Source organism: Mycolicibacterium sp. CBM1, from assembly GCF_054073305.1.
Genome location: NZ_JBSXPP010000001.1, coordinates 1 through 25,777 on the forward strand (window position 1 = coordinate 1; position 25,777 = coordinate 25,777).

The 25,777-nt window shown below is 67.6% G+C and carries 27 protein-coding genes; 14 read left to right on the forward strand and 13 right to left on the reverse strand.

The window, feature by feature from the left end:
* Positions 1–18: 18 nt before the first annotated feature.
* Positions 19–522, reverse strand: coding sequence for a hypothetical protein (locus ACXDF8_RS00005; protein WP_457221202.1), 504 nt, complete (start codon positions 520–522; stop codon positions 19–21).
* Positions 523–689: 167 nt separating this feature from the next.
* Between ACXDF8_RS00005 and ACXDF8_RS00010 the strand changes: the two genes are divergently transcribed.
* Positions 690–929 (forward strand): hypothetical protein, encoded by a 240-nt coding sequence (locus tag ACXDF8_RS00010; RefSeq protein WP_457221203.1) that lies wholly within the window; start codon positions 690–692, stop codon positions 927–929.
* On the opposite strand, the gene ACXDF8_RS00015 is transcribed toward ACXDF8_RS00010, so the two are convergent.
* From ACXDF8_RS00015 to ACXDF8_RS00025, 3 genes are all read right to left on the reverse strand, one after another.
* Entirely contained in the window at positions 893–1,981 is a 1,089-nt protein-coding gene (locus ACXDF8_RS00015; RefSeq protein ID WP_457221680.1) for a DUF4185 domain-containing protein, read from the reverse strand. The two genes, ACXDF8_RS00010 and ACXDF8_RS00015, sit on opposite strands and share 37 nt — an antisense overlap.
* 75 nt (positions 1,982–2,056) lie before the next feature.
* Entirely contained in the window at positions 2,057–3,103 is a 1,047-nt protein-coding gene (locus ACXDF8_RS00020) for an aspartate-semialdehyde dehydrogenase (protein WP_457221204.1), read from the reverse strand.
* Positions 3,104–3,105: 2 nt separating this feature from the next.
* Entirely contained in the window at positions 3,106–4,371 is a 1,266-nt protein-coding gene (locus ACXDF8_RS00025; RefSeq protein ID WP_457221205.1) for an aspartate kinase, read from the reverse strand.
* Between the two features lie 94 nt (positions 4,372–4,465).
* Between ACXDF8_RS00025 and ACXDF8_RS00030 the strand changes: the two genes are divergently transcribed.
* Positions 4,466–5,101, forward strand: a complete 636-nt coding sequence (locus ACXDF8_RS00030; protein WP_457221206.1) for a nitroreductase family protein — start codon at positions 4,466–4,468, stop codon at positions 5,099–5,101.
* Here the strand turns inward: ACXDF8_RS00030 and ACXDF8_RS00035 are convergent.
* A complete protein-coding gene (locus ACXDF8_RS00035) occupies positions 5,042–5,485 on the reverse strand; it encodes a hypothetical protein (protein ID WP_457221207.1) in 444 nt (147 codons plus the stop codon). The genes ACXDF8_RS00030 and ACXDF8_RS00035 overlap by 60 nt on opposite strands.
* Positions 5,486–5,616: 131 nt before the next feature.
* On the opposite strand from ACXDF8_RS00035, the gene ACXDF8_RS00040 reads away from it, so the two are divergent.
* From ACXDF8_RS00040 to ACXDF8_RS00070, 7 genes are all read left to right on the forward strand, one after another.
* Positions 5,617–6,870, forward strand: a complete 1,254-nt coding sequence (locus tag ACXDF8_RS00040; RefSeq protein ID WP_457221208.1) for an ammonium transporter — start codon at positions 5,617–5,619, stop codon at positions 6,868–6,870.
* A gap of 99 nt (positions 6,871–6,969) precedes the next feature.
* Positions 6,970–8,286, forward strand: coding sequence for a type III glutamate--ammonia ligase (gene glnT, locus ACXDF8_RS00045; RefSeq protein WP_457221209.1), 1,317 nt, complete (start codon positions 6,970–6,972; stop codon positions 8,284–8,286).
* Positions 8,287–8,309: 23 nt separating this feature from the next.
* Positions 8,310–9,206, forward strand: coding sequence for a class II glutamine amidotransferase domain-containing protein (locus ACXDF8_RS00050; RefSeq protein WP_457221210.1), 897 nt, complete (start codon positions 8,310–8,312; stop codon positions 9,204–9,206).
* Positions 9,194–9,883, forward strand: coding sequence for a protein glxC (locus ACXDF8_RS00055; RefSeq protein WP_457221211.1), 690 nt, complete (start codon positions 9,194–9,196; stop codon positions 9,881–9,883). Before ACXDF8_RS00050 ends, ACXDF8_RS00055 begins: the two co-directional genes overlap by 13 nt.
* Positions 9,883–11,220, forward strand: a complete 1,338-nt coding sequence (locus ACXDF8_RS00060) for an FMN-binding glutamate synthase family protein (RefSeq protein WP_457221212.1) — start codon at positions 9,883–9,885, stop codon at positions 11,218–11,220. Before ACXDF8_RS00055 ends, ACXDF8_RS00060 begins: the two co-directional genes overlap by 1 nt.
* Positions 11,217–12,413, forward strand: a complete 1,197-nt coding sequence (locus ACXDF8_RS00065; protein WP_457221213.1) for an NAD(P)/FAD-dependent oxidoreductase — start codon at positions 11,217–11,219, stop codon at positions 12,411–12,413. Before ACXDF8_RS00060 ends, ACXDF8_RS00065 begins: the two co-directional genes overlap by 4 nt.
* Entirely contained in the window at positions 12,388–13,062 is a 675-nt protein-coding gene (locus ACXDF8_RS00070; RefSeq protein WP_457221214.1) for a type II toxin-antitoxin system RelB family anti-toxin, read from the forward strand. The genes ACXDF8_RS00065 and ACXDF8_RS00070 overlap by 26 nt, the downstream gene beginning before the upstream one ends.
* On the opposite strand, the gene ACXDF8_RS00075 is transcribed toward ACXDF8_RS00070, so the two are convergent.
* The gene (locus ACXDF8_RS00075; protein ID WP_457221215.1) at positions 13,034–13,933 is read right to left on the reverse strand and encodes a hypothetical protein; all 900 of its coding nucleotides are present in this window, start codon (positions 13,931–13,933) and stop codon (positions 13,034–13,036) included. The two genes, ACXDF8_RS00070 and ACXDF8_RS00075, sit on opposite strands and share 29 nt — an antisense overlap.
* Positions 13,934–14,162: 229 nt before the next feature.
* On the opposite strand from ACXDF8_RS00075, the gene leuA reads away from it, so the two are divergent.
* On the forward strand, positions 14,163–16,037 hold the full coding sequence (gene leuA, locus ACXDF8_RS00080) for a 2-isopropylmalate synthase (RefSeq protein WP_457221216.1): 1,875 nt from the start codon (positions 14,163–14,165) through the stop codon (positions 16,035–16,037).
* Positions 16,038–16,081: 44 nt separating this feature from the next.
* Positions 16,082–16,468 (forward strand): SHOCT domain-containing protein, encoded by a 387-nt coding sequence (locus ACXDF8_RS00085; protein WP_457221217.1) that lies wholly within the window; start codon positions 16,082–16,084, stop codon positions 16,466–16,468.
* Between the two features lie 13 nt (positions 16,469–16,481).
* Here ACXDF8_RS00085 and ACXDF8_RS00090 read toward each other — a convergent pair whose 3' ends face one another.
* The 3 genes from ACXDF8_RS00090 to ACXDF8_RS00100 all read right to left on the reverse strand — a co-directional run bounded on the left by ACXDF8_RS00090 (position 16,482) and on the right by ACXDF8_RS00100 (position 20,287).
* On the reverse strand, positions 16,482–16,685 hold the full coding sequence (locus tag ACXDF8_RS00090; RefSeq protein ID WP_457221218.1) for a hypothetical protein: 204 nt from the start codon (positions 16,683–16,685) through the stop codon (positions 16,482–16,484).
* Positions 16,686–16,809: 124 nt separating this feature from the next.
* Entirely contained in the window at positions 16,810–19,128 is a 2,319-nt protein-coding gene (locus tag ACXDF8_RS00095; protein WP_457221219.1) for a putative bifunctional diguanylate cyclase/phosphodiesterase, read from the reverse strand.
* Positions 19,129–19,297: 169 nt separating this feature from the next.
* Complete coding sequence (locus ACXDF8_RS00100; RefSeq protein ID WP_457221220.1) at positions 19,298–20,287, reverse strand: DEDDh family exonuclease; 990 nt, start codon at positions 20,285–20,287, stop codon at positions 19,298–19,300.
* Between the two features lie 90 nt (positions 20,288–20,377).
* Between ACXDF8_RS00100 and ACXDF8_RS00105 the strand changes: the two genes are divergently transcribed.
* Positions 20,378–21,619, forward strand: coding sequence for a MurT ligase domain-containing protein (locus ACXDF8_RS00105; RefSeq protein WP_457221221.1), 1,242 nt, complete (start codon positions 20,378–20,380; stop codon positions 21,617–21,619).
* Positions 21,612–22,325 (forward strand): type 1 glutamine amidotransferase, encoded by a 714-nt coding sequence (locus ACXDF8_RS00110; RefSeq protein WP_457221222.1) that lies wholly within the window; start codon positions 21,612–21,614, stop codon positions 22,323–22,325. The genes ACXDF8_RS00105 and ACXDF8_RS00110 overlap by 8 nt, the downstream gene beginning before the upstream one ends.
* Before the next feature lie 30 nt (positions 22,326–22,355).
* On the opposite strand, the gene ACXDF8_RS00115 is transcribed toward ACXDF8_RS00110, so the two are convergent.
* From ACXDF8_RS00115 to ACXDF8_RS00125, 3 genes are all read right to left on the reverse strand, one after another.
* A complete protein-coding gene (locus ACXDF8_RS00115) occupies positions 22,356–23,237 on the reverse strand; it encodes a type IV toxin-antitoxin system AbiEi family antitoxin (protein WP_457221223.1) in 882 nt (293 codons plus the stop codon).
* 116 nt (positions 23,238–23,353) lie between these two features.
* Complete coding sequence (gene recR, locus ACXDF8_RS00120) at positions 23,354–23,965, reverse strand: recombination mediator RecR (RefSeq protein WP_457221224.1); 612 nt, start codon at positions 23,963–23,965, stop codon at positions 23,354–23,356.
* A gap of 12 nt (positions 23,966–23,977) precedes the next feature.
* Positions 23,978–24,319: a YbaB/EbfC family nucleoid-associated protein gene (locus ACXDF8_RS00125; protein WP_457221681.1), complete on the reverse strand. Its 342-nt coding sequence runs from the start codon at positions 24,317–24,319 to the stop codon at positions 23,978–23,980.
* Between the two features lie 200 nt (positions 24,320–24,519).
* Here ACXDF8_RS00125 and ACXDF8_RS00130 point away from each other — a divergent pair, with 200 nt between their 5' ends.
* Positions 24,520–25,239: an Rv3717 family N-acetylmuramoyl-L-alanine amidase gene (locus ACXDF8_RS00130; protein ID WP_457221682.1), complete on the forward strand. Its 720-nt coding sequence runs from the start codon at positions 24,520–24,522 to the stop codon at positions 25,237–25,239.
* An 11-nt stretch (positions 25,240–25,250) separates the two neighbouring features.
* Here the strand turns inward: ACXDF8_RS00130 and ACXDF8_RS00135 are convergent, their stop codons facing one another.
* Positions 25,251–25,688 (reverse strand): SRPBCC family protein, encoded by a 438-nt coding sequence (locus tag ACXDF8_RS00135; RefSeq protein ID WP_457221225.1) that lies wholly within the window; start codon positions 25,686–25,688, stop codon positions 25,251–25,253.
* Positions 25,689–25,777: the final 89 nt, after the last annotated feature.

Here is a 25,777-nt window from a genome sequence, read left to right on the forward strand (position 1 = left end):
GCTGGGCATTCGGGGTCTTTAGGAGGGGCGCGGTGCCGGGGTTGCCGTGGCGCCCGGTCCCTGACCGCCGGGGCCGCCGGGGCTCATCGGCCCGACGCCTGGCCCCTGTCCGCCGGGGCCGCCGGGGCCGCCCGGGCCACCGGGGCCCAGCGGAATCATCGGACCGAGCTGGCCCCAGGGCCCGTTACCCGGCATCATCGGCGGCATCATCGGCGGGCCGCCCCGGTCGTGAAACTGCCCGGCCCCGGGCCGCCAGCCGCCGTCGTGACCGCTGTGGCGGCCCATGGCAAAGCCGGTGAAGAACACCGCACCAACAATGAAGACGATGCCCGCGACGATCGCCACCCAGGCGGCGACTTGGTAGAGCCGGTTCGGCCGGTCAGCGCGCGGGCCGGGCCCGTAATAGGCAGGGGGCGGAGGCGGCGGCACGGGGGGCACGGGGGCGTCGACACCGTGCGTCGTGGTGACGGGACTGACGGGGCCGGTCGCGGGCTCTTCGGCCCGCTCGGGTGTTTCGGTCATGACTCGATCATGCGAGCCCGCTGCCCAGTGGCGCTTAGGTAGACCCTTTGAAACCGCTGTGAATGCCGGGGGGGTCACCGTCCACATCCGGAGCAGGAAAACGTCGCTGTACACTTACGGCAAACTTTGACCCGATGGCCCAGATATAGCCATCAAGGGAGGGCGCCGTGCTGTTCTACCTCTATGCCACTGGCGTACCTCTGTTCACTTTTGTCGCATGGGCTTTCTCAGATGCCCTGCAAGCTGGCAAAAATGACGAACCTCGAGGCCGTGTTGCACTGAGTCTGCTCTCGGGCGCCCTGTGGCCGGTACTCCTGCTGGGCATTGCCCAGATAGCCATGTTGCGCACCAGAGCTAAGCTGATCGATGCTCAGGGCCACGGCTTGAACGGGTTCACCGCGAACTGAAGCACGCGGTACGGTGCGCGGTCGCGCGGCCCGGTATTCCACTGGCTGATGAACACCCGTACCTCGTCGAGGGTCGACCCCGGCGAGATGTAGCCGCCGTAGGGCTGGGCCAGGCGGTTGTCCTCCGGAGGCGGTAGGGCATCGGCCGGGTCGGGCCAGTCACCCGCACGTACCACGGTGGTCACCGGCGCGACGCCCAGCCCGGTCGGGTCGTAAGCCACCCGCATCTCCATGTTTCCGGTGCTGGCGTTGAAGTAGGACAGCACCGGCTTACCGTCGACCTGCCGCAGGCTCATCTCGCCCACCCGGTCCCCCCACAGCGGCGACGGCACCTTGCCCCAGCCGCCGTCGCTACCAGCCGCCCAGCCCTGCCAGCGGGAGCGGTCGGTGAACGACTGCGGGGTGGCGCGGTAGAGCACCACCGGTCCGGACCGGTCGAAATTGTTGGCGACGATATAGACCCAGCCGGTCTGAGAGTCCGGCGTCGGGATGGGGTCGTAGTAACCGCTGATCTGGGTCTGCCGGCCGCCCGCGAAGCCGGCCGCGCGGACTGATCCCGGTACGGTCGCCCAATTGCCCTGCTGTGCTTGGGCTTTCACCAGACGTGACGCCTGGGGAACCAGGTCCTTGGTCGTGGTCACCAGCAGATAGTTCTGCCGATTGATCTGCACCACACCCGCCGGCAGTTGCGAGGCCCCGGGTGGCGCCGGATCGGCCAGCAGGGGCTTGTCGATGCCGGTCACCCCGGTGTAGCGCACCCCCTGCGGATCGTCGACCGAATCACCGGCCACGTGCAGGGCGACGGGTGAATACCAGCCGCCGAACCCCACGCCCTGGCCGGCGAAGCTGTCGCCGCAGATCTGTAGGAGTTCGGTTGGGAACTCCATGAATTCACACAGATCGGTCGCTCCGACGCCGTAGTCCCGGGTGGGTGTACCCGTGCCCGCTGTGGGGCCGATGAGCACCACTTGGCCCAGCGCCAGCGGCGGCAGGATCGGATCCGGCGCCGGGCTTGGCGGGTCCGCGGCCGCAACGGTAGGTGCCGCCAGCATCGAGATCGACGAAATGACGCAGATTACTCGCAGTTTCACGCCCAAACGTCGGTTTCGGCGCAAGGGGGATCAACCTCAGAGCTCGGCGGCCAGCAGCTCGGCGATCTGAATGGTGTTGAGGGCAGCACCTTTTCGTAGATTGTCACCGGAGAGGAACAGCGCAAGCCCGCGGCCGTCCGGCACACCGGGATCCTGGCGGATCCGCCCGACGAGGGTGTCGTCCACCCCGGCGGCAGCCAACGGAGTGGGCACGTCGACCAGGGTCACACCGGGCGCACCGGCGAGCAGCTCCTGGGCTCGTGCCGGTGAGATTGGCTGGGCGAATTCGGCATTGATCGACAACGAGTGGCCGGTGAACACCGGAACCCGCACACAGGTGCCGCTCACTGCCAGCTCCGGAATGCCGAGGATCTTGCGGCTCTCGTTGCGCAGTTTCTGATCCTCGTCGGTCTCCCCGGAGCCGTCGTCGACCAGCGAACCGGCCAGTGGCACCACGTTGAACGCAATGGGGGCGACGTACTTGTTCGGCGCCGGGAAATCCAGCGCGGAGCCGTCGTGCACGAGTTCCTCGACACCGGCGATGACCGCTCGGGCCTGTCCGGCCAACTCCTCGACGCCGGCCAGTCCGCTGCCCGAAACCGCCTGGTAGGTCGAGGCAATCATCCGCACCAGCTGCGCCTCGTCGTGCAGCACCTTGAGCACCGGCATCGCGGCCATGGTGGTGCAGTTCGGGTTGGCGATAATGCCTTTGGGAAGAGATCGAGCCCGGTTCCCGACGTCTCTTACGAAGTTGACCTCCGACACCACCAGGGGCACCTCGGGGTCCTTGCGCCACGCCGAGGAGTTGTCTATGACGATCGCACCGGCGGCGGCGAATCGCGGCGCCTGCACCCGCGACATCGTCGCGCCGGCCGAAAACAGGGCGATGTCAAGGCCGCTGGGGTCGGCGGTCTCGGCGTCTTCGACCTCGATCTCCTGGCCGCGGAACGGCAGTTTCTTGCCGGCCGAGCGGGCCGAGGCGAAGAACCGCACGCTGGTGACCGGGAAGTCACGCTCTTCGAGCAGGGTGCGCATGACCTGGCCGACCTGTCCGGTCGCCCCCACAACTCCGATATTGACCATGACTAACGCCCCGTCCCGCCGTAGACCACGGCCTCTTCCTCGCCGCCGAGGGCGAACGCCTCGTGCAAAGCGGCGACGGCCTTGTCCAGCTCAGTGTCCTTGACCAGCACCGAGATTCGGATCTCCGAGGTGGAGATCAGCTCGATGTTCACCCCGACGCGGGCCAGCGCCTCGCAGAAGGTGGCCGTCACACCGGGGTGGCTGCGCATCCCGGCGCCGACTAGCGACACCTTGCCGATGTGGTCGTCGTAGAGCACCTTGCTGAAACCGATTTCGCCCTGCAGGGCCGTGAGCTTCTCCACCGCGGTCGGACCGAGGTCACGCGGGCAGGTGAAGGTGATGTCGGTCTTGCCGTCCTCGATCTTCGAGATGTTCTGCAGCACCATGTCGATGTTGACGTCGGCGTCGGCGACGGCGCGGAACACCTTGGCGGCGAAACCGGGTACGTCGGGCAGACCGACAACGGTGACCTTGGCCTCGCTGCGGTCGTGGGCAACTCCGGTCAGGATGGCGTCTTCCATGGGGATGTCCTCGATAGATCCGGTGACGATGGTGCCGGGCTTGTCGGAGTACGACGACCGGACGTGAATCGGAACGTTGTAGCGGCGGGCGTATTCCACGCAGCGGAGCATGAGCACCTTGGCCCCGCAGGCCGCCATCTCGAGCATCTCCTCGAAACTGACGGTGTCCAGGCGACGCGCGTTCGGCACGATGCGCGGGTCGGCGGTGAAGATGCCGTCGACGTCGGTGTAGATCTCGCACACGTCGGCGTGCAGGGCGGCGGCCAGCGCGACGGCGGTGGTGTCCGAGCCACCACGACCCAGGGTGGTGACATCCTTGCTGTCCTGGCTGACGCCCTGGAACCCGGCGACCAGCACAATCTGGCCCTCGTCGAGCGCGGCACGCAGCCGGCCCGGCGTGACGTCGATGATCTTGGCGTTGCCGTGGGTGCCGGTGGTGATCACCCCGGCCTGAGACCCGGTGAACGAGCGGGCCTGCGCGCCGAGGGACTCGATGGCCATCGCGACCAGCGCGTTGGAGATCCGCTCACCGGCGGTCAGCAGCATGTCGAGCTCACGCGGCGGCGGCGCGGGACAAACCTGGCGAGCCAGGTCGAGCAGCTCGTCGGTGGTGTCACCCATCGCCGACACCACGACGACGACGTCGTTGCCGGCCTTCTTGGTTTCGACGATGCGCTCGGCGACGCGCCGGATCCGGTCGGCGTCGGCCACCGAGGATCCGCCGTACTTCTGCACGACGAGCGCCACAATCTGCCCTTTCGGAAAATGCGGGGGTCGGCTCTAAGGATAAAGGGTCCCCGCACCTGCTTTTACCGCCCGGATCGGCGGTAACGTCCCAGCGGTGCCCGACCGACCCGTCGACCGTCTCGCCAAGACCCGGGTACCCGTACACCCGCCCATCGCCGCGCGATGGAGCCCGCGGGCGTTCGCCCCCGGTGCGCTCGTCACCGCCGAACAGCTGATTGCTCTGCTCGAAGCCGCCCGCTGGGCCCCGACCTGGGGAAACCGCCAGCCGGTGCGGTTCGTGGTCGGGCGAAACGGGGACCTGGCGTTCACCGCCCTGGCCGGACTGCTGCGGCGCGGCAACAGCTACGCCCAGAGCGCCGGCGCACTGATCCTGGTGTGCGCCGACGAGGGCGAGGACGAGCGGAGCGCGCTGTACGCCACGTTCGACGCCGGTGCGGCCGTGGCCAACCTATCGATCGAGGCGGTGAGCCGGGGGCTGATCGTGCATCCGATGGCCGGCTTCGACGTCGACGGTGCGCAGTCGGCGTTCAGTCTGGGAGCCGCGGTGCGTCCGCTGGCGATGGTCGCGGTGGGATCGCTGGGCGACTACGCCGCCGTGGCGCCGGAGATCGTCGAGCGTGACGCCCGCCCGCGGAGGCGGCTGCCCCTCGAAGAGATGGTGCTCAACTGGTCAGGAGCAGGTCTTGCGCAGATCGGCGAGCTTGGCGACGATGCGGTCGTTGAGCAGTGACATCTCGTAGACCTGGGGTGGGGCCGGGGCGCCGGGTGCCCGGGATTGCGTCTGGGCCCGCAGTGCCGGCAGACCACCGACGAACTGGTTGGCCAGCTGGGCGACCTCGGTAGCCTGTGCGGCCAGCCCGGGGTCGGTAACTTTCTGCGCCCGCTCGGCCAGGCCGTCCGCCCATTGCTGGTAGGCGGCGTCCTCGGCGACGGTCGGCACCCCGTCGCCGCCCTTGGCGTCGATCTTCGCCGCCTGGGAACGACTGAAGTCGAGGAACTCGATCACCGGCTTGCACTTCTCGGGCGGACCGTCGAACCAGGTCGCGTACACCGCTACGCCGATGGCGATGACCACCATCGTGATGGTGAGAAGCCACCGCGGTCGTCGCTGCATGATCGACCAGCCTAGCGGGACCGGAACGTTTTACGTGCCGGCAACACCACAACGGCGTCTACGTAACAGAAACATCGTTCACTGCTGGTGAACGGCCCATCGTCGGGGGCCGCCCACCAGCAGGAGATGAGATGGATACAGGGACCACGGCATTCATGCTGTGTTGCATCATCGGGCTGACGATGATGATCCCGGGCCTGGCGCTGTTCTACGGCGGCATGGTTTCGGTCAAGAGCTCGACCAACATGATGATGATGACGTTCGGCGCCGTGGCCGTCGTCGGTGTGCTCTGGGTGCTGTTCGGCTTCTCCATGACGTTCGGTAACTCCTACGGCGGGTTCGTGGGCAGCTTCACCGAATTCGCCGGGATGAAGAACCTGATGGAGTCGCAGACCACCATCTCCGGCCTACCGGTCAGTCTGTTCGCCTTGTTCCAGGCATTGTTCGCCGCCATCACCGTCGCGCTGATCTCCGGCGCGGCGGCCGACCGGATGAAATTCGCCGCCTGGATGGTGTTCGCGACGGTGTGGGCGGTCCTGGTCTACTTCCCGGTGGCGCACTGGGTGTTCGCCTTCAACGGGGTCGTCACCCCCGACTCGGTCGGCGGCTGGATTGCCAACAACCTCAAGGCAATTGACTTCGCCGGCGGTACCGCGGTGCACATCAACGCCGGCGCGGCCGCCCTCGCGGTGGCCATCGTCCTCGGCAAGGGCGCGAGCTGGGGCAAGCTGCGTAAGCCGCACAACGTGCCGCTGACGCTGCTCGGTGCGGGTCTGCTGTGGGCCGGCTGGTATGCCTTCAACGGCGGCTCGGCACTGGCGGCCGGCAACTCGGCGGCGATCGTCATGGTCACCACATTCGTCGCGACCTGTGCGGCCACCCTGGCCTGGCTCGCCGTGGAGAAGATCAAGGACGGTCACGTCACCGGTGTGGGCGCCGCTGCGGGTGCCATCACCGGCCTCGTCGCCATCACCCCGGCCTGCGGTTCGGTGACGCCGGTCGGCGCGATCATCCTCGGCCTGATCGCCGGGGCGATCTGCCCTTACGCCGTGGGACTCAAGGAGAAGTTCGGCTACGACGATTCACTCGACGTCGTCGGCGTGCACCTCGTCGGCGGTGTCATCGGCACCCTGCTGATCGGCTTCCTGGCCAGCGACAGCATGCCGAACAAGATCAACGGCCTGTTCTACGGTGGCGGTCTCGACCAGCTGTGGCGCCAAGGGGTCGCCGCCGGCGCGGTGATGATCTATTCGTTCGCCATCGCCTTCGTCATCGCATGGGCCATCAAGAAGACGATGGGCATCCGCATCTCCCCCGAGGACGAGGAGAAGGGAATCGACACCCACGTCCATCGCGACCCGGCGTACGAGCTCGAGTACGCCTGAGGACCCGAGCCGGGCGCGCACCTTCACCCAGCGCGCCCGGCTCGACCCTCCGTCCTTCCACCGTCATCCCGGTCATCCCGAAAGAACTTGCTGGAGAACATGTCCACCACCACTCTCGCCGATCTGGCTGAAGCATCGGCGACGAAATTCATCCTTGCCCTGTTCGTCGATCTGCGCGGAAAGCCCTGCGCCAAGCTGGTTCCCGTCGAGGCCGTTGACCTGCTGGCCACCGAGGGCGTGGGCTTCGCCGGCTACGCCGTGGGCGCCATGGGTCAGGAACCCAAAGACCCGGACATGATGGCGATCCCCGATGTCGAGTCGTTCACCCCGATCCCGTTCGTCAAAGAGGGACTGGCGATCGTGCACTGCGACCCGCACGTCGAGGGCAAGCCGTGGCCGTACGCGCCGCGGGTCATCCTCAAGTCGCTCATCCAGCGCGCCGCCGACGCCGGCTTCGAGCCATGGGTCGGTGCGGAGGTCGAGTACTTCTTGCTGACCCGGGATGCGGACGGCTCGCTGGCGACTGCCGACGTTGCCGACTGCGCGGCCCAACCCTGTTACGACGCTCGCGGTGTCACCCGGATGTATGACCATCTCACCGCCATCTCGACGGCGATGAACACCCTCGGATGGTCGAACTATGCCAATGACCACGAAGACGGCAACGGGCAGTTCGAGCAGAACTTCGAGTTCTCCGACGCGCTGACCACCGCCGACCGTGTCGTCACCCTGCGCTACCTGTTGTCGATGATCGCCGCGGAACGCGGCATGGTGGCCACCTTCATGCCCAAGCCGTTCGCCGACCGCACCGGCACCGGGCTGCACCTGCACCTGTCGCTGACCAGCGCTGGGACACCGGTATTCCCCGTCGCCGGTGACGACGACCCCCGCGGCCTGGGCCTGTCACCGACTGCCTACGCCTTCATCGGGGGCATCCTCGACCATGCCTGCGCACTGCAGGCGGTGGTCGGTCCGACGGTCAACTCCTACAAGCGCACCGGCGCGCTCACCACCGCCTCGGGCGCGTCGTGGGCACCCAGGCTGCCGACCTACGGCGGCAACGACCGCACCCACTACATCCGGGTGCCCGACGCCCAGCGCGTCGAACTGCGCGGCGGGGACGGATCGGCAAACCCCTACCTGGCCATCGCCGCCGCGCTCGGCGCCGGAATCGACGGCATCAAACGCAGCCTCGACCCCGGGCCGATCGGCGGGACCGACGGCCGCACTGCTTTGCCGCCCACGCTGCTGCACGCCGTCGAGGAAATGACCGGCGACCCGGTGATCACCGGGGTGCTCGACACCGCCGGCGAGGGCGTGGCCGGCTACTTCGCGAATCTCAAACGCGACGAGTTCTTCGCCTACCACAGCGCGGTCAGCCCGTGGGAAGTCGACCAGTACCTGACCGCTTTCTGAAAAGCCCCGAGGAAGGACACCCCATGTGTGGGATCGTGGGTCTGCACCTGCGCAACCCCCAGCTCTACCCCCGGCTCGGCGAACTGCTGACCGGAATGCTCGGCGAAATGTCTGGCCGCGGAAGCGATTCGGCCGGAGTAGCCGTCTACGGCGATCCCCGCTGGTCGCCGCCGGGGCAGGGAACCGTCTCGGTTCTCGACATCGACGACAGCCCAGAGGAGGTAGCGGCCGCGCTGCGCGCCGGCCTCGGCGGCGAGGTGTCGGTACACCGGGTGGACAAGACGTACCTGGTGTCGGCGCAGGCGTCACCGGAGACCGTGCACGCCGCGGTCACCGCCCACTACCCGCAGGCGCTGATCGCCGGATTCGGCCGGGACTTGGCTGTGCTCAAGGGAATTGGGCATCCAAGGGCGCTCGCCGAAGCCTGGGGACTTGCCGACGCGCAGGGCTGGCAGGGCGTTGGGCACACCCGGATGGCCACCGAGTCTGCGGTGATTCCGGCCGGTGCCCACCCGTACGCGGTGGGGCCCGAGCAGTGCCTGGTGCACAACGGCTCGTTCGCGAACCATGCCACCATCCGGCGCACCCTGGTGGCCGCGGGCGTGCACTTCGACAGCGAGAACGACACCGAGGTCGGCGCCCGCTTCGTCGCCGAGCAGTTGGCTCACGGCCGCGACATCGAGACGGCACTGAAGGAGCTGTGCGCGACCTTCGACGGCTTCTACACCCTGCTGGTGTCCAACCACGATTCGTTCGCCATCGTGCGGGACGCCATCGCCTGCAAGCCGGCAGTGATCGCCGAGACCGCCGATTGGGTCGCGATGGCCAGCGAATACCGGGCACTGGCCGACCTTCCCGGTGTCGAGAACGCCGCCATCTGGGAGCCGGAGCCGGAGATGGTGTACGCATGGACCCGCTGACCAGTACCTTCGATCTCGCGTCCGTGTCGTTGCGGGAGGTCAATGCGGCGCTGCACGCACCAGGCCTCTCCGGTGAGGTCGTGATCACCAATCCCGCCGGCGCACACAATGTCGCCGTCGGGCTCGACACGCCGGTGCGGGTTACCGTCGACGGCCACGTCGGCTACTACGCCGCCGGGATGAACCAGCAGGCCGAGGTCGTCGTGAACGGCAACGCGGGAACCGCTGTCGCCGAGAACATGATGAGCGGAACGGTGTGGGTCAAGGGCAGCGTCTCGCAGTCGGCCGGCGCCACCGCACACGGTGGCCTGCTGGTCATCGAGGGCAACGCCGCTGCGCGGTGCGGCATCTCGATGAAGGGTGTCGACATCGTCGTGGGCGGCAACGTCGGACACATGAGCGCCTTCATGGCACAGGCCGGCCGGATGGTGATTCGCGGTGACGCCGGTGAGGCGCTCGGCGACTCGATCTACGAAGCTCGCCTGTACGTGCGCGGCGAGGTCGCCTCACTCGGGGCGGACTGTATCGCCAAGGAGATGCGGGCCGAGCACCACGAGGAACTCGGCCGGCTGCTCAAGGCCGCCGGGTTCGAGGACGACGACACCGCCGCCTACACCCGATACGGCTCGGCACGCACGCTATACCACTTCCACGTCGACAACAGTTCGGTGTACTGATGACCTACACACAAGACGAGCGGGCCCGCCGCGGTCTGCGCGAATCGGCCACCTTCGACCGCACCACCATCGCCGCAATCCAGCGCGCGGCCCAGACGGGTATCTACGACATTCGCGGCTGGGGCGCCAAGCGCCGACTGCCGCATTTCGACGACCTGCTGTTCCTGGGGGCGTCGATGTCGCGCTACCCACTGGAGGGTTACCGCGAACGCTGCGACACCGACGTCATCCTCGGCAGCCGGAACGCAAAACATCCTCTGCACCTTGATATTCCGGTCACCATCGCCGGCATGTCGTTCGGAGCGTTGTCAGGACCGGCCAAGGAGGCACTGGGGCGCGGCGCCAGCGAGGTAGGGACCTCCACCACGACCGGCGATGGCGGGATGACACCCGAGGAGCGCGGTCAGTCGAAATATTTGGTCTATCAATACCTTCCGTCGCGATATGGGATGAATCCGGACGACCTGCGCAAGGCCGACGCCATCGAGGTGGTGCTGGGCCAGGGCGCCAAGCCCGGCGGTGGCGGAATGCTGCTGGGGCAGAAGATCTCCGAGCGGGTCGCCGCAATGCGCACGCTGCCCGAGGGCATCGACCAGCGCTCGGCCTGCCGGCATCCGGACTGGACGGGGCCTGACGACCTGACCATCAAGATCAACGAGCTGCGGGAGATCACCGACTGGGAGAAGCCGATCTATGTCAAGGTCGGCGCCACCCGCACCTACTACGACGTGAAGCTGGCCGTCGCCGCCGGCGCCGACGTGGTCGTCGTCGACGGCATGCAGGGCGGCACCGCCGCCACCCAGGACGTGTTCATCGAACATGTCGGCATCCCGACGCTGGCCGCACTGCCACAGGCCGTGCAAGCGCTCTCCGAGCTCGGCGTACACCGCAACGGCGTCCAGCTGATCATCTCGGGCGGCATCCGGACCGGTGCCGACGTCGCCAAGGCGATGGCGCTGGGGGCCGACGCGGTGGCGATCGGTACCGCCGCGCTGATCGCGCTGGGCGACAACGATCCCAAGTATGCCGCCGACTACGAAAAGCTCGGCAGCGCAGCCGGTTTCTACGACGACTTCCAGGACGGTCGCGACCCGGCCGGTATCAGTACCCAGGATCCCGAGCTGGCCGCACGGCTGGATCCGGTCGAAGGTGGCCGGCGGTTGGCCAACTATCTGCGAGTTCTGACGATGGAGGCACAGACCATCGCGCGCGCGTGCGGCAAGGCGCATCTGCTGCACCTGGAGCCCGAAGACCTCGTCGCGATCAGCATCGAGGCGGCGGCGATGGCACGGGTGCCGTTGGCCGGCACCTCCTGGATTCCGGGAGCGGGGTTGTGAACGAGACCGCTGACGTCGTGATCGTCGGCGGCGGCATCGAAGGGTGTGCCGCCGCCTGGGCGCTGAGTCAACGCGGTGTCACCGATGTCGTAGTGGCCGAACGCAACACGGTGGCCTCCGGAATGACCGGTAAGTCCAGTGGGATCGTGCGCTGCCACTACGGAGTCAGCTCGCTGGCGGCGATGGCCACCGTCGGGCTGGAGGTGTTCGAGAAGCCTGAGCAGTTCCTCGGCGACCACGCGACCGACATCGGTTTCCGCCAAACCGGTTACGTGGTCGGCGTCGGTGCGGCCGACGTCGACTCGTTGCGCAAAAGCCTTGCCGCCCAGCGCGCCGTCGGCGTGCAGACCGAGGAGATCGACGCCGACGAGGTGGCCCGGCTCTGGCCCTTCGCCGACCTCTCGCCGTTCGCCGCGTTCGCCTGGGAGCCCCGCGGCGGCTACGGCGACGCCTACCAGACCGCGCAGGCGTTCGCGGTGGCTGCCCGTGCCGCGGGCGTACGGATTCGGCAGGGCGCTACGGTAACCGACCTGCTGACCGATGGCGACACGGTAACCGGGGTGCGGCTGGCGGACCGCACCGAGATCAGCGCCGGAACCGTCGTCGTCGCGACGGGGGTGTGGACGCAGCCCTTCCTGGCGCCTTACGGCATCGAGGTGCCGATCCGGGTGGTCCGCGAGCAGATCGTCATGATCTCCCCCGGCGTCGATCTCGGGCCGGTGCCGGTGTTCTCCGATCTCGTGTCGCTGCAATATGTCCGAGCCGAGGTCGGCGGTGACGTGCTGTTCGGCAACAGCGACCTGTCCGATGTCACGACCGCCGACCCCGACGACTATCTCAACCGGGCAACCGAGGATTTCGTGGATATGACCGTCGAGAAGGTCGGCACCCGCTTCCCCGGCTTCCCCGACGCTGCGATCACCAGCAGCTACGCGGGTTGCTACGACGTCACCCCGGACTGGAATCCGGTGATCTCGGCCAGCGGCCGCGACGGGCTGTTCATCGCGGCGGGGTTCAGCGGGCACGGGTTCAAGATCGCACCCGCCGTCGGTCGGCTGGTCGCCGATCTGGTTGTCGACGGGCGCAGCAGTGATCCGCGCATCCCCGAGACAGACTTCCGGTTGGCCCGCTTCGCCGAGGGCGCGCTGCTCAGGAGCCCTTATCCGTATGTGGGTGCCGGGCAGATGCGATAGTGCGTTTGTGACGGATCTGCTCCGCAACCAGTCGGGCACGGCCCGCGACCGCGAGCCCGACGAGCCGGTCGTCGAGCTGGAGTTCGAGGCCGCGATCGCCCGCAATGTGCGCCAGTTGCGCCAGCAGCTGGGGCTTTCAGTCGCCGACATGGCTACCCGGGTGGGCATCTCCAAGGCAATGATGTCGAAGATCGAGAACGCGCAGACCTCCCCGAGCCTGTCCACGCTTGCGCTGCTGGCGAGGGGATTCGACGTGCCGGTGACCACCCTGTTCCGCGGTGCCGATGTCGAGCGGCCGGCGGCGTTCGTCAAGGCCGGCACCGGTGCGCGCATCGTGCGCAACGGGACCCGCGAAGGCCACGAGTACGAATTGCTCGGCTCATTGCGCGGCGAGCACAAGCGGTTGGAATGCCTGTTGGTCACCCTGTCGGAGAAGAGCAAGACCTATCCGTTGTTCCAGCATCCCGGCACGGAGTTCATCTACGTGTTATCCGGAGTGATGGATTACGCGCACAGCCGCTCGGTCTACCGGTTGCACCCGGGTGACTCGCTGCAGATCGACGGGGAGGGGGCGCACGGCCCGGTGGACCTGGTGGAGGTGCCGATCCGGTTCCTGTCGGTTATCGCGTTCCCGGATTCCCAGGTCTGACACCGCGCGCCGAGCGCCCCTTGCCCTGAGCCGGTGCCTGCTGATCGTGCCCGGCCGCCTGGGCCGCGGCGGACCGCTTGGCACTGCGGGTGGCGGCAACCTGCCGGGCGGTGGTGTCGAGGTGTGGCCGGCGTGACTGTCCTACCCCCGAAGCCACCGCGGAGCCGGACTCGACCCGCTGTGTGGCGGGCGCGGCCGGGGAAGAGCCGGCCTCGTTGGTTCCGGCCGTCTGACCGACCGCCTGTCCGGCGGGCGAAGAGGTCGCCGACGAGGTCGCCGGCGTTATCGTGAGCGCCTGGGCGATCGATATCGGCAACGACAGCAGCAAGCCGATCGGACCGGGATTCAGCAGGCCGAACGCCGCATTGAACAGCGGTGTCGAGCAGCAGTTGAAGGTGGTGTCCAGGTACACCGCCGGCGCGTCGATCAGCGCCTGCAGCCACGTTTGCGGGGTGGACGGGTATTTGGCGGTGGCCTGCACCAGAAAGATGGCCGCCGCCGCCGGACTGACGAATGCGCCGACCAGGCTCAGCGGCATAAACACCGCGATATTGGCCACGACGGTGCCGACCGCCAGGAGATGGTCGGCCATCGTGCGAACGACCAGCGCGGGGCTACCGCCGTCCTGGCCGGCGAGCCACCGCGCATAGGTCACCTGGTTCTCTGCGATCTGGGTCAGGATCGGCGCCGGTGGATAGTGGCTGATCAGGTACGCCAGGTCGGCCAGGTTGGCCTCGGTGTGGTCGGCCAGATCCTGCCAGGCGCCGGTGAGGACGACGGGAGCGGTGCGGAAGGAGGGCGATGCCTCTGCCGAGGAGGGGGCCAATACGATGCCTGCGGCAATCGTCAGCGAGACACCGGTCGCAACCACCGAGCGGATGCTGCCCTGCACGGATTGACCCCCGATCGGACTTTGCAGAATCGTCAATTTACCGCGGCGGCGGCGTCGCCGAGGCCGATTCCGGCGGGGTGACGAGCTTGGCCGACTTTTGGTTAGCCCGCACTGCGGGAGTACAGTACGAAACTGTGCAGCGGGTGCTCCTTCTCGGACGCCGCGACGGGGTCTGATCCAGACTGGCCTCCCGTCGCGGGTATTCGCGATGCGCCGGTCTGAAGTCCAATCCCAAGACACCGGAGCCCCCATCGTGACCACCCAGAACCCGTCCTTCGACTCTGTGGACGCCTACGTCTCTGCTCGCACCATCACCACTCCTGCCGGCGCCCGCCGCGCCGGCCAGCCGTCCTGGAACACCCAGCGAAACTCGTCGATGCCGGTCGATCGGTACCGGCCTTTCGCGGTCGAGGTGCCGGGCGGAGTCCCCTCGGCCCCCTTCCAACGCACCTGGCCGGACAAGGTCATCGACCACGCGCCGCTGTGGTGCGCGGTCGACCTGCGTGACGGCAACCAGGCCCTGATCGACCCGATGAGTCCGGCCCGCAAACGCCGGATGTTCGAGCTGCTGGTCAAGATGGGTTACAAGGAGATCGAGGTCGGCTTCCCGTCGGCCAGCCAGACCGACTACGACTTCGTCCGCGAGATCATCGAGCAGGGCGCTGTCCCCGACGATGTGACGATTCAGGTGCTGACCCAGTGCCGTCCGGAGCTGATCGAGCGGACCTTCGAGGCCTGCGACGGCGCCCCGAACGTCATCGTGCACTTCTACAACTCGACGTCGATCCTGCAGCGCCGGGTGGTGTTCCGCGCCGACCGCGACGAGATCAAGAAGATCGCCACCGACGGCGCACGCAAGTGCCTGGAGGAGGCGGCCAAGCACCCGGGTACGCGGTGGCGCTACGAGTACTCCCCAGAGTCCTACACCGGTACCGAGCTGTCCTACGCCAAGGAGGTGTGCGACGCGGTCTCCGACATAATCGAGCCCACCCCGGACTGGCCGCTGATCGTCAACCTGCCCGCCACCGTCGAGATGGCCACCCCGAACGTCTACGCCGACTCGATCGAGTGGATGAGCGCCAACCTGGCCCGCCGGGACTCGATCATCTTGAGCCTGCACCCGCACAACGACCGCGGAACTGCCGTTGCCGCAGCGGAATTGGGATACCAGGCCGGTGCTGACCGGATCGAGGGCTGCCTGTTCGGCAACGGCGAGCGCACCGGCAACGTGTGCCTGGTGACGCTGGGGCTGAACCTGTTCTCCCGCGGCATCGACCCGCAGATCGACTTCTCGAACATCGACGAGATCCGGCGCACCGTGGAGTACTGCAACCAGTTGCCCGTCCACGAACGTCACCCGTACGGCGGCGACCTGGTCTACACCGCCTTCTCCGGCAGCCACCAGGACGCCATCAACAAGGGCCTGGATGCCATGAAAGTTGCAGCGGACGAAGCGGATTCGGATGTCGATGACATCTTGTGGCAGGTTCCGTACCTGCCGATCGACCCGAAGGACGTCGGACGCACCTACGAGGCCGTGATCCGGGTCAACTCGCAATCCGGCAAGGGCGGCGTGGCCTACATCATGAAGGCCGACCACGGCCTGGTACTGCCCCGGCGACTGCAGATCGAATTCAGCAAGGCGATCCAGCAGATCACCGACGGCGAGGGCGGCGAGGTGTCGCCCAAGGAGATGTGGGATGCCTTTGCCGACGAGTACCTGTCACCGATCCAGCCGCTGGAGCGCATCCGCCAGAAGGTGGTCGGCGCCGAGGTCGACGGGGGCACCGATGTCATCGAGGCCACGATCAAGATCGACGGAGTGGAGGCCGACATCCGCGGCGAGGGCAACGGGCCGCTGGCGGCCTTCGTCGATGCCCTGGGCACCGTCGGATTCGACGTCAGCGTGCTGGACTACTCCGAGCACGCGATGTCGGCCGGCGAGGAGGCCGCCGCCGCGGCCTATGTCGAGGCCTCGATCGGCGGGCACACGGTGTGGGGTGTCGGTATCGCGACATCGATCACGACCGCGTCACTGCGGGCGGTTGTCTCCGCGGTGAACCGGGCCGCGCGACTAGGCTGATGCCCGCGCACACCTGAGTACCGAACTTAGCTGAGGAGTAGGCCATGGACTGGGGCTCGACGTGGGATTTCTTCTGGCATTTCCTGATCATCTTCGCCTGGATCGCCTATCTGCTGGTGCTGTTCCAGATCTTGACTGACCTGTTCTGGCGCGACCACAGGACCTCCGGATGGATCAAGGCCGTCTGGGTGGTCTTTCTGATCGTGTTCCCCTGGGTGACCGCGCTGGTTTACCTGATCGCCCGGGGCAAGGGGATGACCGAACGAGCCCAGGCGGCCGCATTGGCCGCCAAGAAGCAGACGGACGACTACATCCGCCAGGCTGCTGGACGCTCGCCCGCCGAGGAGATCGCCCACGCCAAGGAGCTCCTCGACGCAGGCACCATCACCGCACCGGAGTACGAGGCGTTGAAGGCCAAGGCACTGAGCTAGCTAGTTGTAGGCGTCATTGAGCCGCCGCGGTTGTCGTTGTCGTCACCGCCATCGACACCTCGGCCGGCGGTGGCGGCGTCGGTGTGGGGAACTTCGTCTCGTGACCGGAGTCGGCCGAGATGCGACTCGGCAATGTGGCGCCGTCGGTGACGCCGAGCATGCCGAGCACGGCTAGTGCCGCCGCTCCCGAGAGGGCGGCCAGTATTTTGGTGTTCATCGCAGGTTGCCTTCCGCCAACATTGTGATTGTCGGTGGGCCCAACTTCACGCTACGCCAACACAATTCAGCGGTCAGCTGTCCGCAGGGCTTTGGCCACAGACCCACAGTATGCTGCGAGGCGCTCACCGCCCGGCGTGTACCGCCAGCAATGGTGGGATATCGACGGCCGCGACCGGCCTGCCGAAGAAGTAACCCTGCCCGATATCGCAGCCGTGCTCGCGTAGCCACGCGGCGGTCTCCGCGTCCTCGACACCCTCGGCCACCACGGTGATCCCCAGGTCGTGTGTCAGGTCGATGACAGCGCTGACCACCGCGGCCGCCCTGCGGTCGGTGGCCACCGATGCGATGAAGCGCCGATCGAGTTTCACTTCGTCGATCGGTAGGTCGCGCAGATAGCTCAGGGCCGAATAGCCACTACCGAAGTCGTCGATCGCGACGAGGATCCCGTCGCGACGCAGTTCCTGTAGTACGCCGGTGACGCGCTCGACCTCGTCCAACACGAGATCCTCGGTGATCTCGACGGTGAGCAATTCGGGCGGCAGTTGCCGCTGCGCCAGCTCCCCGCACAGCCAGCCGGGCAGCTGCACATCGGTGAGCAGCGGGGCGAAGAGATTGACCGCCACCGGCACGGGTGTGCCTGCCGCCAGCCATCGTGCGGAGTCGTCGAGAACCCTGGCCACGACCAGATCGGTCACCGGACGCATCAAGCCGTGCCGCAGGATGAGCGGCAGGAAGGCCGACGGTCGCAACGTCTCCAACCGCGGATGCGGCCAGCGCAACAGCGCCTCCACACCGACGATCCGACCGCTGGTCAGTTCGAGCTTCGGCTGGTAGACGACATCGAGACCACCGTGGTCGACGGCGTAGCGCAACTCGCCCAACAGCCGAACCTGCGCTGCGCCGTCGCCGACCAGACGGTCCCTACGGCCGCTGAGGCGCTCGAGCGGTCCGGTCTCCAGCCGCGGGGTGTCGGCATTGAAGGTGAGCATGGCCGACGTCCGCGACCGCTTGGCCAGGTACATCGCGATATCGGCACGCTTGACCAACTCCTTCGCGCCCAGGTCGGGCTCGGCGGTCGACGCGACGGCGAGCCCGGCACTGGGGTGGAGTCGGACCTCGTGGCCGTCAATGCCGAATGGTTCGTCGAACGCGTCGACGACGCGTTCGCACACCAGGTGGGCCTCATCGGCGTCGCCCTGCAGCACCACCGCGAACTCGTCGCCGCCGGGCCGGGCGACAGTGCCACTGGGCCGAACCCGGCTCGCGATGCGTTCGCCGACACCGATCAGCAGGCTGTCCGCGGCCGGATGACCCATGCTGTCGTTGATCAGTTTGAAGTCGTCCAGGTCCAGCGACAGCACCGCCACCGTACGGCCGTCGCGGCGTCGCGCCGCCATGGCCTCGGCCAGCCTCTCGTGAAACAGAATGCGATTTGCCAAGCCCGTCAACGGATCTCGCGTGGCCTGTTCCGCGGCAGCGGCCAAGAGTCTGCGGTTCTCCCAGCCGGACAGCACCTGCCTCATACAGATCAGCGCCATCAGCGCGGGGATCCCAATCCGCGGGAGCCCGGTCAGGACGATCGCCGGACCGACAGTGCCGGCGATCAACAGCGGCAGGTAGGGCAACCACACCGATATCGACAGCGGGGTGGGGCCCGGCGACTGTGTCGGCGGCCGCGGCCGCATGCTCAGCAGTGCCGCGGCGGCAAAACAGGACATGGCAAGCGCCCAGCCCACGCTGGTCGGGTGCCCCGGGCGGTATTGGTGGGTGCCCTGTAGCACCGCGAACGCAACGCCGGAGAACGCCATGAGCATGACCGCGGCGACGAGAAACCCCGTGACCTGGCCGTTGCCGGGATTGGAACGCGCGATGAACACCACGGCGATGACGAACACGATCAGGTCGAGCAGCGGATAGAGCAGTGCCGGGCCCTGCACGACGATGCTGCCGCGGTTGGACTCCCAGACACTGCCCAGGACGGTCACCCACAGGACGAGGAACAACGCGAGTGCACCGATCGCCGCGTCGAACACGACTCGGATGCGCGAGCCTGCCATCGGGGTGTTGGGAAACAGCACGAAGGCGACCGAGACCAGGGTGACGAATACCAGGTAGAGAAAATCCGCCGGCGACGGGAACAAGGTGCGGTGCAGGACAAGGCTGAGCAACGCCCTGAGTAGCTCGCCCACAGTGAACGACGCGAGCGCGAGCGCCATGGTCGTCCAGGCGATCCGGTTGCGGCGGCGGGCGGCGCGGGCCGCGAGAACCGCGCAGAACGTTGCGTAGGCACCGAACCCGGCGAAGGCCAGTCCGTCGACCACACGGATCGTCTCGGCACCGCCCCACCCGAACGCCAGCCACAGTCCGAGGCCCAGGCACGCGATCGCGGCCATCAAAATCGGCGCGTCGGCGCCCGACATCCCCCTGCGATCGCCCAACACATCACCCGGCCTCGGTCGCAACCACAAGCAATGCTAGCGACGTGGCTCCGGGATGGACTGGCATTTCCCGCAGGACAGGCAAACACTCACCGAAAGCGACCGAAGGTCCGGTCACGGGAATCGGCACCGACCGCACGATTCGGCAAACCGCTGCCAGCGCGGCTACTGCTCAGAACAACGCGAACTGCTGACCCTGGTCGACCGAGGGAACGAAGTCGTCGATCCCGGTTCCGGAGACCACCGACCCGACCGAATCCATGAACTGCCGGTCGGACACCACCGGCACGCCGAGTTCACGGGCCAGATAGCCCTTGCCCTGTTCGGGTGTGGGCTCGTTGCAGATCACTAGCGACGTCTGCGGGTCCACCGCGTCGGTGTAGGCCAGACCGGCGTGAATGATCCGCTCGACGAGCTCCTCGTGGGTGCGGTCCACCTCGGCCGACAGCGCCACCCGCATGCCCTGGACCAGTGGGCCGCCCCGACGGAACGGTCCGGGGTTGAGGTACGGGCAGGGCATCCGGGAGGCCAGCATCTTCAACGGCCGCAGCTCGTCGTGAGTGATTCGGCCGTTGGGCCAGCGGCGCCGGGTCGCCGGGCGGACCGGCAGCCACACCTCACGGTCACGGGCCCGGGCCAATGCCGGCGTGAGGACACGGGACAGCACCAGCGCGTCGTCGAAAGCGTCGTGGGCGCGAGTCTGGGCGATTCCCCAGTGCCGGGCCAGGGTCTCCAGCCGAAGATTCTCCAGACCGAGGTCCAGCCGGCGGGCCAGTTCGACGGTGCACATGACGGTGTCGATCGGCAGCACGGTCTCGCTGATCTCGGCCTCACTGGCCAGGAAGGCATAGTCGAAGGCCACGTTGTGCGCGACCAGCGTGCGCCCGTGCAGCAGCTCGACGACGTCGGCCGCGATCTCACCGAAGGTCGGCTGATCCTCCAGCATCTCGGCGGTCAGTCCGTGGATGTGCGTCGGGCCGGGGTCGACACCGGGGTTGAGCAGGCTGACCACCGAATGCTCGATGCGGCCGTCCGGGTCCAGCGCCAGCGCGGCCAGGCTGATGACACGAGCGTGACCAGGCCGGAAGCCCGAGGTCTCGACATCCACGACGACCCAGCCGTTGCTCGGCTCGTCGGCGGGTCGGCCCCAGGTGTGGCTCACACAGTCAGGATGGCACGCACCCCTGACAGCACCCGGTACATCAGATCCGTGTCGGGCCGGGGCGACAGGGTCGGCATAAACTGCTCTGCGATGCCCAGGCCGACGATGACTCCCCGGGGGCGTGCCGCGCTGGCCGCCGGCTCCGCCGCGCGCTGGGCCTCTCGGGTCACCGGCCGCGGAGCGGGTGCCATGATCGGCGGCCTGGTTGCGATGACGCTGGACAGCTCGGTGCTGGGCCAGCTCGGAGCGGGCCGGCGCACCGTCGTCGTGACCGGGACCAACGGCAAATCCACCACCACTCGGATGACCGCGGCGGCGCTGGGCACTCTCGGTCGTGTCGCGACCAACGCCGAGGGCGCCAACATGGACGCCGGGCTGGTTGCGGCGCTGGCCGGCGCCCGCGACGCGAAGCTGGCCGCGCTCGAGGTCGACGAGATGCACGTACCGCACGTCTGCGACGCGGTGCACCCGGCGGTAATCGTGCTGCTGAACCTGTCGCGCGATCAGCTCGACCGGGTCGGCGAGATCAACCACATCGAACGGACGCTGCGGGCCGGGCTGGCCCGCCATCCCGAGGCGATCGTCGTGGCCAACTGCGACGACGTACTGATGACGTCGGCCGCCTACGACTGCCCGCGCGTGGTGTGGGTGGCCGCCGGTGGCGGCTGGGCCAACGACTCGGTGAGCTGTCCGCGCAGCGGCGAGGTGATCGTCCGCGACGGGGGGCACTGGTACTCCACCGGCAGCGATTTCAAGCGGCCCACACCGCAATGGTGGTTCGACGAGTCCACGCTCTACGGCCCCGGCGGGCTGGAGCTGCCGATGCGATTGTCGTTGCCCGGCAACGTCAATCGCGGCAACGCCGCGCAGGCGGTCGCCGCGGCCGTCGCGCTCGGCGCCGATCCGGCCGCGGCGGTGGCCGCCGTCTCACAGGTCGACGAGGTGGCCGGGCGCTACCGCACGGTGCCGATGGGCGAGCACACCGCGCGAATCCTGTTGGCCAAGAACCCGGCCGGCTGGCAGGAGGCACTGTCGATGGTCGACACCAGCGCCGAGGGCGTGGTGATCGCCGTCAACGGCCAGGTGCCCGACGGCGAGGACCTGTCCTGGTTGTGGGACGTCAACTTCGAGCACTTCGAAGGCGTGCCGGTGGTCGCCGCCGGCGAACGCGGCACCGACCTGGCGGTCCGGCTGGGCTACGCCGGCGTGCCACACACATTGGTGCACAACACGATCGACGCGATCAACTCCTGCCCCAAGGGGCACGTCGAGGTCGTCGCCAACTACACCGCCTTCTTGCAGTTGAACCGAACGCTGGGGCGCAATGGCTGAGACCGTACGGATCGGGCTGGTCCTGCCCGACGTCATGGGCACCTACGGCGACAGCGGCAATGCCGTGGTGCTGCGACAGCGGTTGCGGCTGCGCGGAATCCCGGCCGAGATCGTCGAGATCACTCTTGCCGACGCGGTGCCCGACTCGCTGGATCTCTACACCCTCGGCGGTGCGGAGGACTACGCCCAACGCCTGGCCACCAAACATCTTCTGAATCATCAGGGTTTACAGCGTGCAGCCGCGCGGGGTGCGCCGGTGCTGGCCATCTGCGCGGCGATCCAGGTACTCGGCCATTGGTATGAGACGTCGGCCGGTGAGCGGGTCGAAGGTGTGGGAATGCTCGACGTGACCACCTCGCCGCAGCCCGAGCGCACGATCGGCGAGGTGGTGTCCACACCGTTGGTCGAGGGCTTGTCGCAGCAGTTGACCGGTTTCGAGAATCACCGCGGCGGAACGGTTCTGGGCCCGGATGCCCGCCCGCTGGCCGCCGTCGTCAAAGGTGCGGGCAACCGCGACGGCGACGGGTACGACGGTGCGGTGCAGGGCAGCGTGGTCGCCACGTATCTGCACGGGCCGTGCCTGGCCCGCAATCCCGAGCTGGCCGACCTGCTGCTGTCGCGGGTGGTCGGGCCGTTGGAGCCGTTGGAGGTGGCCGAGGTCGACCGGCTGCGCCGGGAACGGCTGGCCGCACCCCGTCGCGCCTGAGCTCTGTTCCTCCTTGCGCCCAAACCGACATTACGCAGCGAAAGTGCGAGCAGATCGCGGCATTTCGTCGATTTCGGCACCACCCAGACGAAGAAAAGCCTCCTTCACCCGCAATAGCACCTCAGCCTGTCTGTCTTCGGCGATGACGCGAATGACTTCCCACCCGCGCCGTTCGACCATAGCCAGCCGCCGAATGTCTCGGACGTACTGCCGACGGTCGCTGCGGTGTTGGTCGCCGTCGTACTCGACAGCAAGCTTGATGTCGCGATATCCCATGTCGAGAAACGCGACCGGAACTCCGCCGTCGCAGATCGGAATCTGAGTCTCGGGTGCCGGTAGTCCGCCGTCGATCAGCAGTAGGCGAAGCCAGCTTTCCTTCGGAGACTCCGCACCCGCGTCGACCAGTGGCAGCAAGTCGCGGAGCTGCCGAATACCTCGAACCGGCCCATATCGCCGCATGATCATCTCCACGTCTTCGACAGCGAACGGCGCCGCTCGCATCAACGCGTCAAGGCGAGCCAGCGCCATCGTGCGCTTGTTGTATCGACCCAGATCGAAGGCCGTCCGCGACGGCGTCGTCACCGGGAGGCCGTCAACCGTTACGACCTCATCGTCGGCGATCCGGTCCATTCGGACAGCCAACCCGGGTTGCCGCCGTCGTTCATTGACAAAGACTTCGATCGGTTCATCGTCGTCGACCCATTGCGCCCCATGCAGCGCAGACGCTGCCACTCCGCCGATGATGCCCGTGCGGTCGGTGGTCAGCCACGCACCAACGGTGCGCTCGCTCAGTGCGGGCGTGACGAACTTCGGGATGTAGACGCCCCGGTATATCCGTCGGTACCAGCGCTGTAGATCGTGGCGCGACAGGCCGTCGGCCAGCGCCTCTCTGCCGAGAAATACTCCAGTCATGTCGGCATCGTCGCCTCGAGGTCCGACAACTGACCCAGATCGACGAAATGTCGCGATCTACTCGCACTTCTGCTGCGAAGTGTCGGTTTGGGCGAGGAGCGGGCTCGAGGGGGGAGCTACACCATCTGCCGGCGGCCGGACAGCGCCCGGCCCAGGGTCAGCTCGTCGGCGAACTCCAGGTCACCGCCCATCGGTAGCCCGGAGGCGATCCGGGAGACGGTCAGCCCGGGAATATCGCGCAGGATCCGCACCAGATAGGTGGCGGTCGCCTCACCCTCGGTGTTCGGGTCGGTGGCGATGATGACCTCGGTGATGTCCACGCCGTCAACGCGCTCACCAATTCTGTTGAGCAGCTGGCGAATTCGCAACTGGTCCGGTCCGATCCCGGACAGCGGGTCCAGTGCGCCGCCCAGCACGTGGTAGCGGCCACGGAATTCACGGGTGCGTTCGACGGCCTGCACGTCCTTGGGCTCCTCGACCACACACACCTGGGTGCCGTCGCGGCGGGCATCGCTGCAGATACGGCAGCGCTCCGCATCGGAGACGTTGCCGCACATGTCGCAGAACTGCACACCGTCGCGCACCCGGCCCAGCACCGCGGTCAGCCGGTCGATGTCCGGCGGCTCCACCGACAGCAGGTGGAAGGCGATGCGCTGCGCACTCTTGGGACCGATGCCCGGCAACTTGCCGAGCTCGTCGATCAAATCCTGGACGGGACCCTCAAACATGGCGGTACAACGTCAGGACTCCGCAAGCCCCGGTGCGCCGGCCTGTCCGGCCTGGCCGGCCAGCGGTCCGAGGTGGGTCTGCGCCAGGATGGCGAACTGCCGCGCGGCGTCGGCGAGGGCACCGACGATGAGGTCCTGCAGGGTCTCCACGTCGTCGGGGTTGACCACCTTCGGGTCGATCCGCACGCCGGCGATCTCGCCGCTGCCCTTCATGGTCACCTGCACCAGTCCGCCGCCGGCCTGTCCGTGCACCTCGGAGGCGGCCAGCGCCGCCTGCGCCTCCATCAGCTTCTGCTGCATCTCCTGCGCCTGGGCAAGCGCGGCCTGCAGGCCCGGCATGAGCTGGTCGCGCATCTGCTCCGCCCGCTCGCGGAAGCCCTCCAGGTTCGGCACCTCACCGGGTTGCATGACAGTCTCCTTGCGGGTTGGTCTCGACTTGGTTGCGCCTGCGGTTCCGGGCGGTCAGCGACTTCAAGCCTAGACGCCGAAGAGTTACGGTGACGCGCGTGCTTATGTCCACCCGCATGCGTGTCGTGGCCGCAGCATGTACCGCAATGATGCTCGCCGCCTCCTCCACCGTGACGACGCCGCTGGGCCATGCCGCCCCCGGCAACATCGCCGGGATGATCGTCTTCCTCGATCCCGGCCACAACGGCGCCAACGACGCCTCGATGACCAAGCAGGTACCGACCGGTCGCGGTGGCACCAAGGACTGCCAGACCTCGGGCACCGCCACCAACGACGGCTTCCCCGAGCACACCTTCAACTGGGACACCGTGCTGCTTATCCGGCAGGCACTGACCCAGCTCGGGGTGCGCACGGCGATGTCGCGCGGCAACGACAACCAGGTGGCGGCCTGCATCGACGAACGCGCGGCGATGGCCAACGCGCTGCAACCCAACGCGATCATCTCCATCCATGCCGACGGCGGCCCGGCGACCGGCCGCGGCTTCCACGTCAACTACTCCAACCCGCCACTGAACCAGGCCCAGGCCGGCCCGTCGGTTCAGCTAGCCCGCACCATGCGCGATCAGCTCCTGGCGTCCGGCTTGCCAGCCGCCAACTACATCGGCTCCGACGGGCTCTACGGCCGCGCGGACCTCGCCGGGCTCAACCTGGCGCAGTACCCGGCGGTCCTCGTCGAACTGGGGAACATGAAGAACCCGGCCGACTCCGCACTGATGGAAAGCGCCGAAGGACGGCAGAAGTACGCCGCCGCCGTCGTGCAGGGCATCGCGGCGTTCCTCGCCACCCAGCCGCCGCGAACCAGCTGAGCGACCCAGAACTATTTTTCGAGTTCCTTCTTGAGGTTGGCCAGTACCTCACCCTGGATCCGGCGCAGGCCCAGCGGCGCGAACGTCTTCTCGAAGAAGCCCTTCACCCCGCCCGCCCCGGTCCAGGTGGTCTTGACGGTGACGCTGGAGCCCGGTCCGGCCGGCGCGACGGTCCAGTTGGTCACCATCGAGGAGTTGGCGTCCTTCTCGATGACGGTGTGGCCGGCCACGTCGACGGTCGCCTGCACCTCACGCACCCGCGACTTGGTGGCCTGCAGCTTCCACTTGGCAACGGTGCCCTGGCCCTGCCCACCCTGGAGCACCTGATACTCGCTGTACTGCGGGGACAGGATCTTCGGTCGTAGGCCCTGGTAGTCGGCGACCGCTGTGAGCACGGCCGCAGGTTCGGCGTCGATCAGGATCGTGCTGGCCGCGCTGACCTGTCCCATCAGGTGATACTCCTCGGGTAGCGGTGATGTCCGGCGTGCCGCACCAACCGTGCGGTCGCATCGACTGTGACTGCGGACTAGCGTAGTCG

Excerpts from the sequence above, each read along its gene's own strand:
- glnT (WP_457221209.1), top strand. The coding sequence starts at position 6,970 with ATGTCCACCACCACTCTCGCCGATCTGGCTGAAGCATCGGCGACGAAA.
- ACXDF8_RS00085 (WP_457221217.1), top strand. The coding sequence starts at position 16,082 with ATGGACTGGGGCTCGACGTGGGATTTCTTCTGGCATTTCCTGATCATC.
- ACXDF8_RS00130 (WP_457221682.1), top strand. The coding sequence starts at position 24,520 with ATGATGCTCGCCGCCTCCTCCACCGTGACGACGCCGCTGGGCCATGCC.
- ACXDF8_RS00060 (WP_457221212.1), top strand. The coding sequence starts at position 9,883 with ATGACCTACACACAAGACGAGCGGGCCCGCCGCGGTCTGCGCGAATCG.
- ACXDF8_RS00070 (WP_457221214.1), top strand. The coding sequence starts at position 12,388 with ATGTGGGTGCCGGGCAGATGCGATAGTGCGTTTGTGACGGATCTGCTC.
- ACXDF8_RS00135 (WP_457221225.1), bottom strand. The coding sequence starts at position 25,688 with ATGGGACAGGTCAGCGCGGCCAGCACGATCCTGATCGACGCCGAACCT.
- recR (WP_457221224.1), bottom strand. The coding sequence starts at position 23,965 with ATGTTTGAGGGTCCCGTCCAGGATTTGATCGACGAGCTCGGCAAGTTG.
- ACXDF8_RS00040 (WP_457221208.1), top strand. The coding sequence starts at position 5,617 with ATGGATACAGGGACCACGGCATTCATGCTGTGTTGCATCATCGGGCTG.
- ACXDF8_RS00115 (WP_457221223.1), bottom strand. The coding sequence starts at position 23,237 with ATGACTGGAGTATTTCTCGGCAGAGAGGCGCTGGCCGACGGCCTGTCG.
- ACXDF8_RS00055 (WP_457221211.1), top strand. The coding sequence starts at position 9,194 with ATGGACCCGCTGACCAGTACCTTCGATCTCGCGTCCGTGTCGTTGCGG.
- ACXDF8_RS00105 (WP_457221221.1), top strand. The coding sequence starts at position 20,378 with ATGCCCAGGCCGACGATGACTCCCCGGGGGCGTGCCGCGCTGGCCGCC.
- ACXDF8_RS00125 (WP_457221681.1), bottom strand. The coding sequence starts at position 24,319 with ATGCGCGACCAGCTCATGCCGGGCCTGCAGGCCGCGCTTGCCCAGGCG.
- leuA (WP_457221216.1), top strand. The coding sequence starts at position 14,163 with ATGCGCCGGTCTGAAGTCCAATCCCAAGACACCGGAGCCCCCATCGTG.
- ACXDF8_RS00050 (WP_457221210.1), top strand. The coding sequence starts at position 8,310 with ATGTGTGGGATCGTGGGTCTGCACCTGCGCAACCCCCAGCTCTACCCC.
- ACXDF8_RS00020 (WP_457221204.1), bottom strand. The coding sequence starts at position 3,103 with ATGGTCAATATCGGAGTTGTGGGGGCGACCGGACAGGTCGGCCAGGTC.
- ACXDF8_RS00015 (WP_457221680.1), bottom strand. The coding sequence starts at position 1,981 with ATGCTGGCGGCACCTACCGTTGCGGCCGCGGACCCGCCAAGCCCGGCG.
- ACXDF8_RS00090 (WP_457221218.1), bottom strand. The coding sequence starts at position 16,685 with ATGAACACCAAAATACTGGCCGCCCTCTCGGGAGCGGCGGCACTAGCC.
- ACXDF8_RS00110 (WP_457221222.1), top strand. The coding sequence starts at position 21,612 with ATGGCTGAGACCGTACGGATCGGGCTGGTCCTGCCCGACGTCATGGGC.
- ACXDF8_RS00005 (WP_457221202.1), bottom strand. The coding sequence starts at position 522 with ATGACCGAAACACCCGAGCGGGCCGAAGAGCCCGCGACCGGCCCCGTC.
- ACXDF8_RS00035 (WP_457221207.1), bottom strand. The coding sequence starts at position 5,485 with ATGCAGCGACGACCGCGGTGGCTTCTCACCATCACGATGGTGGTCATC.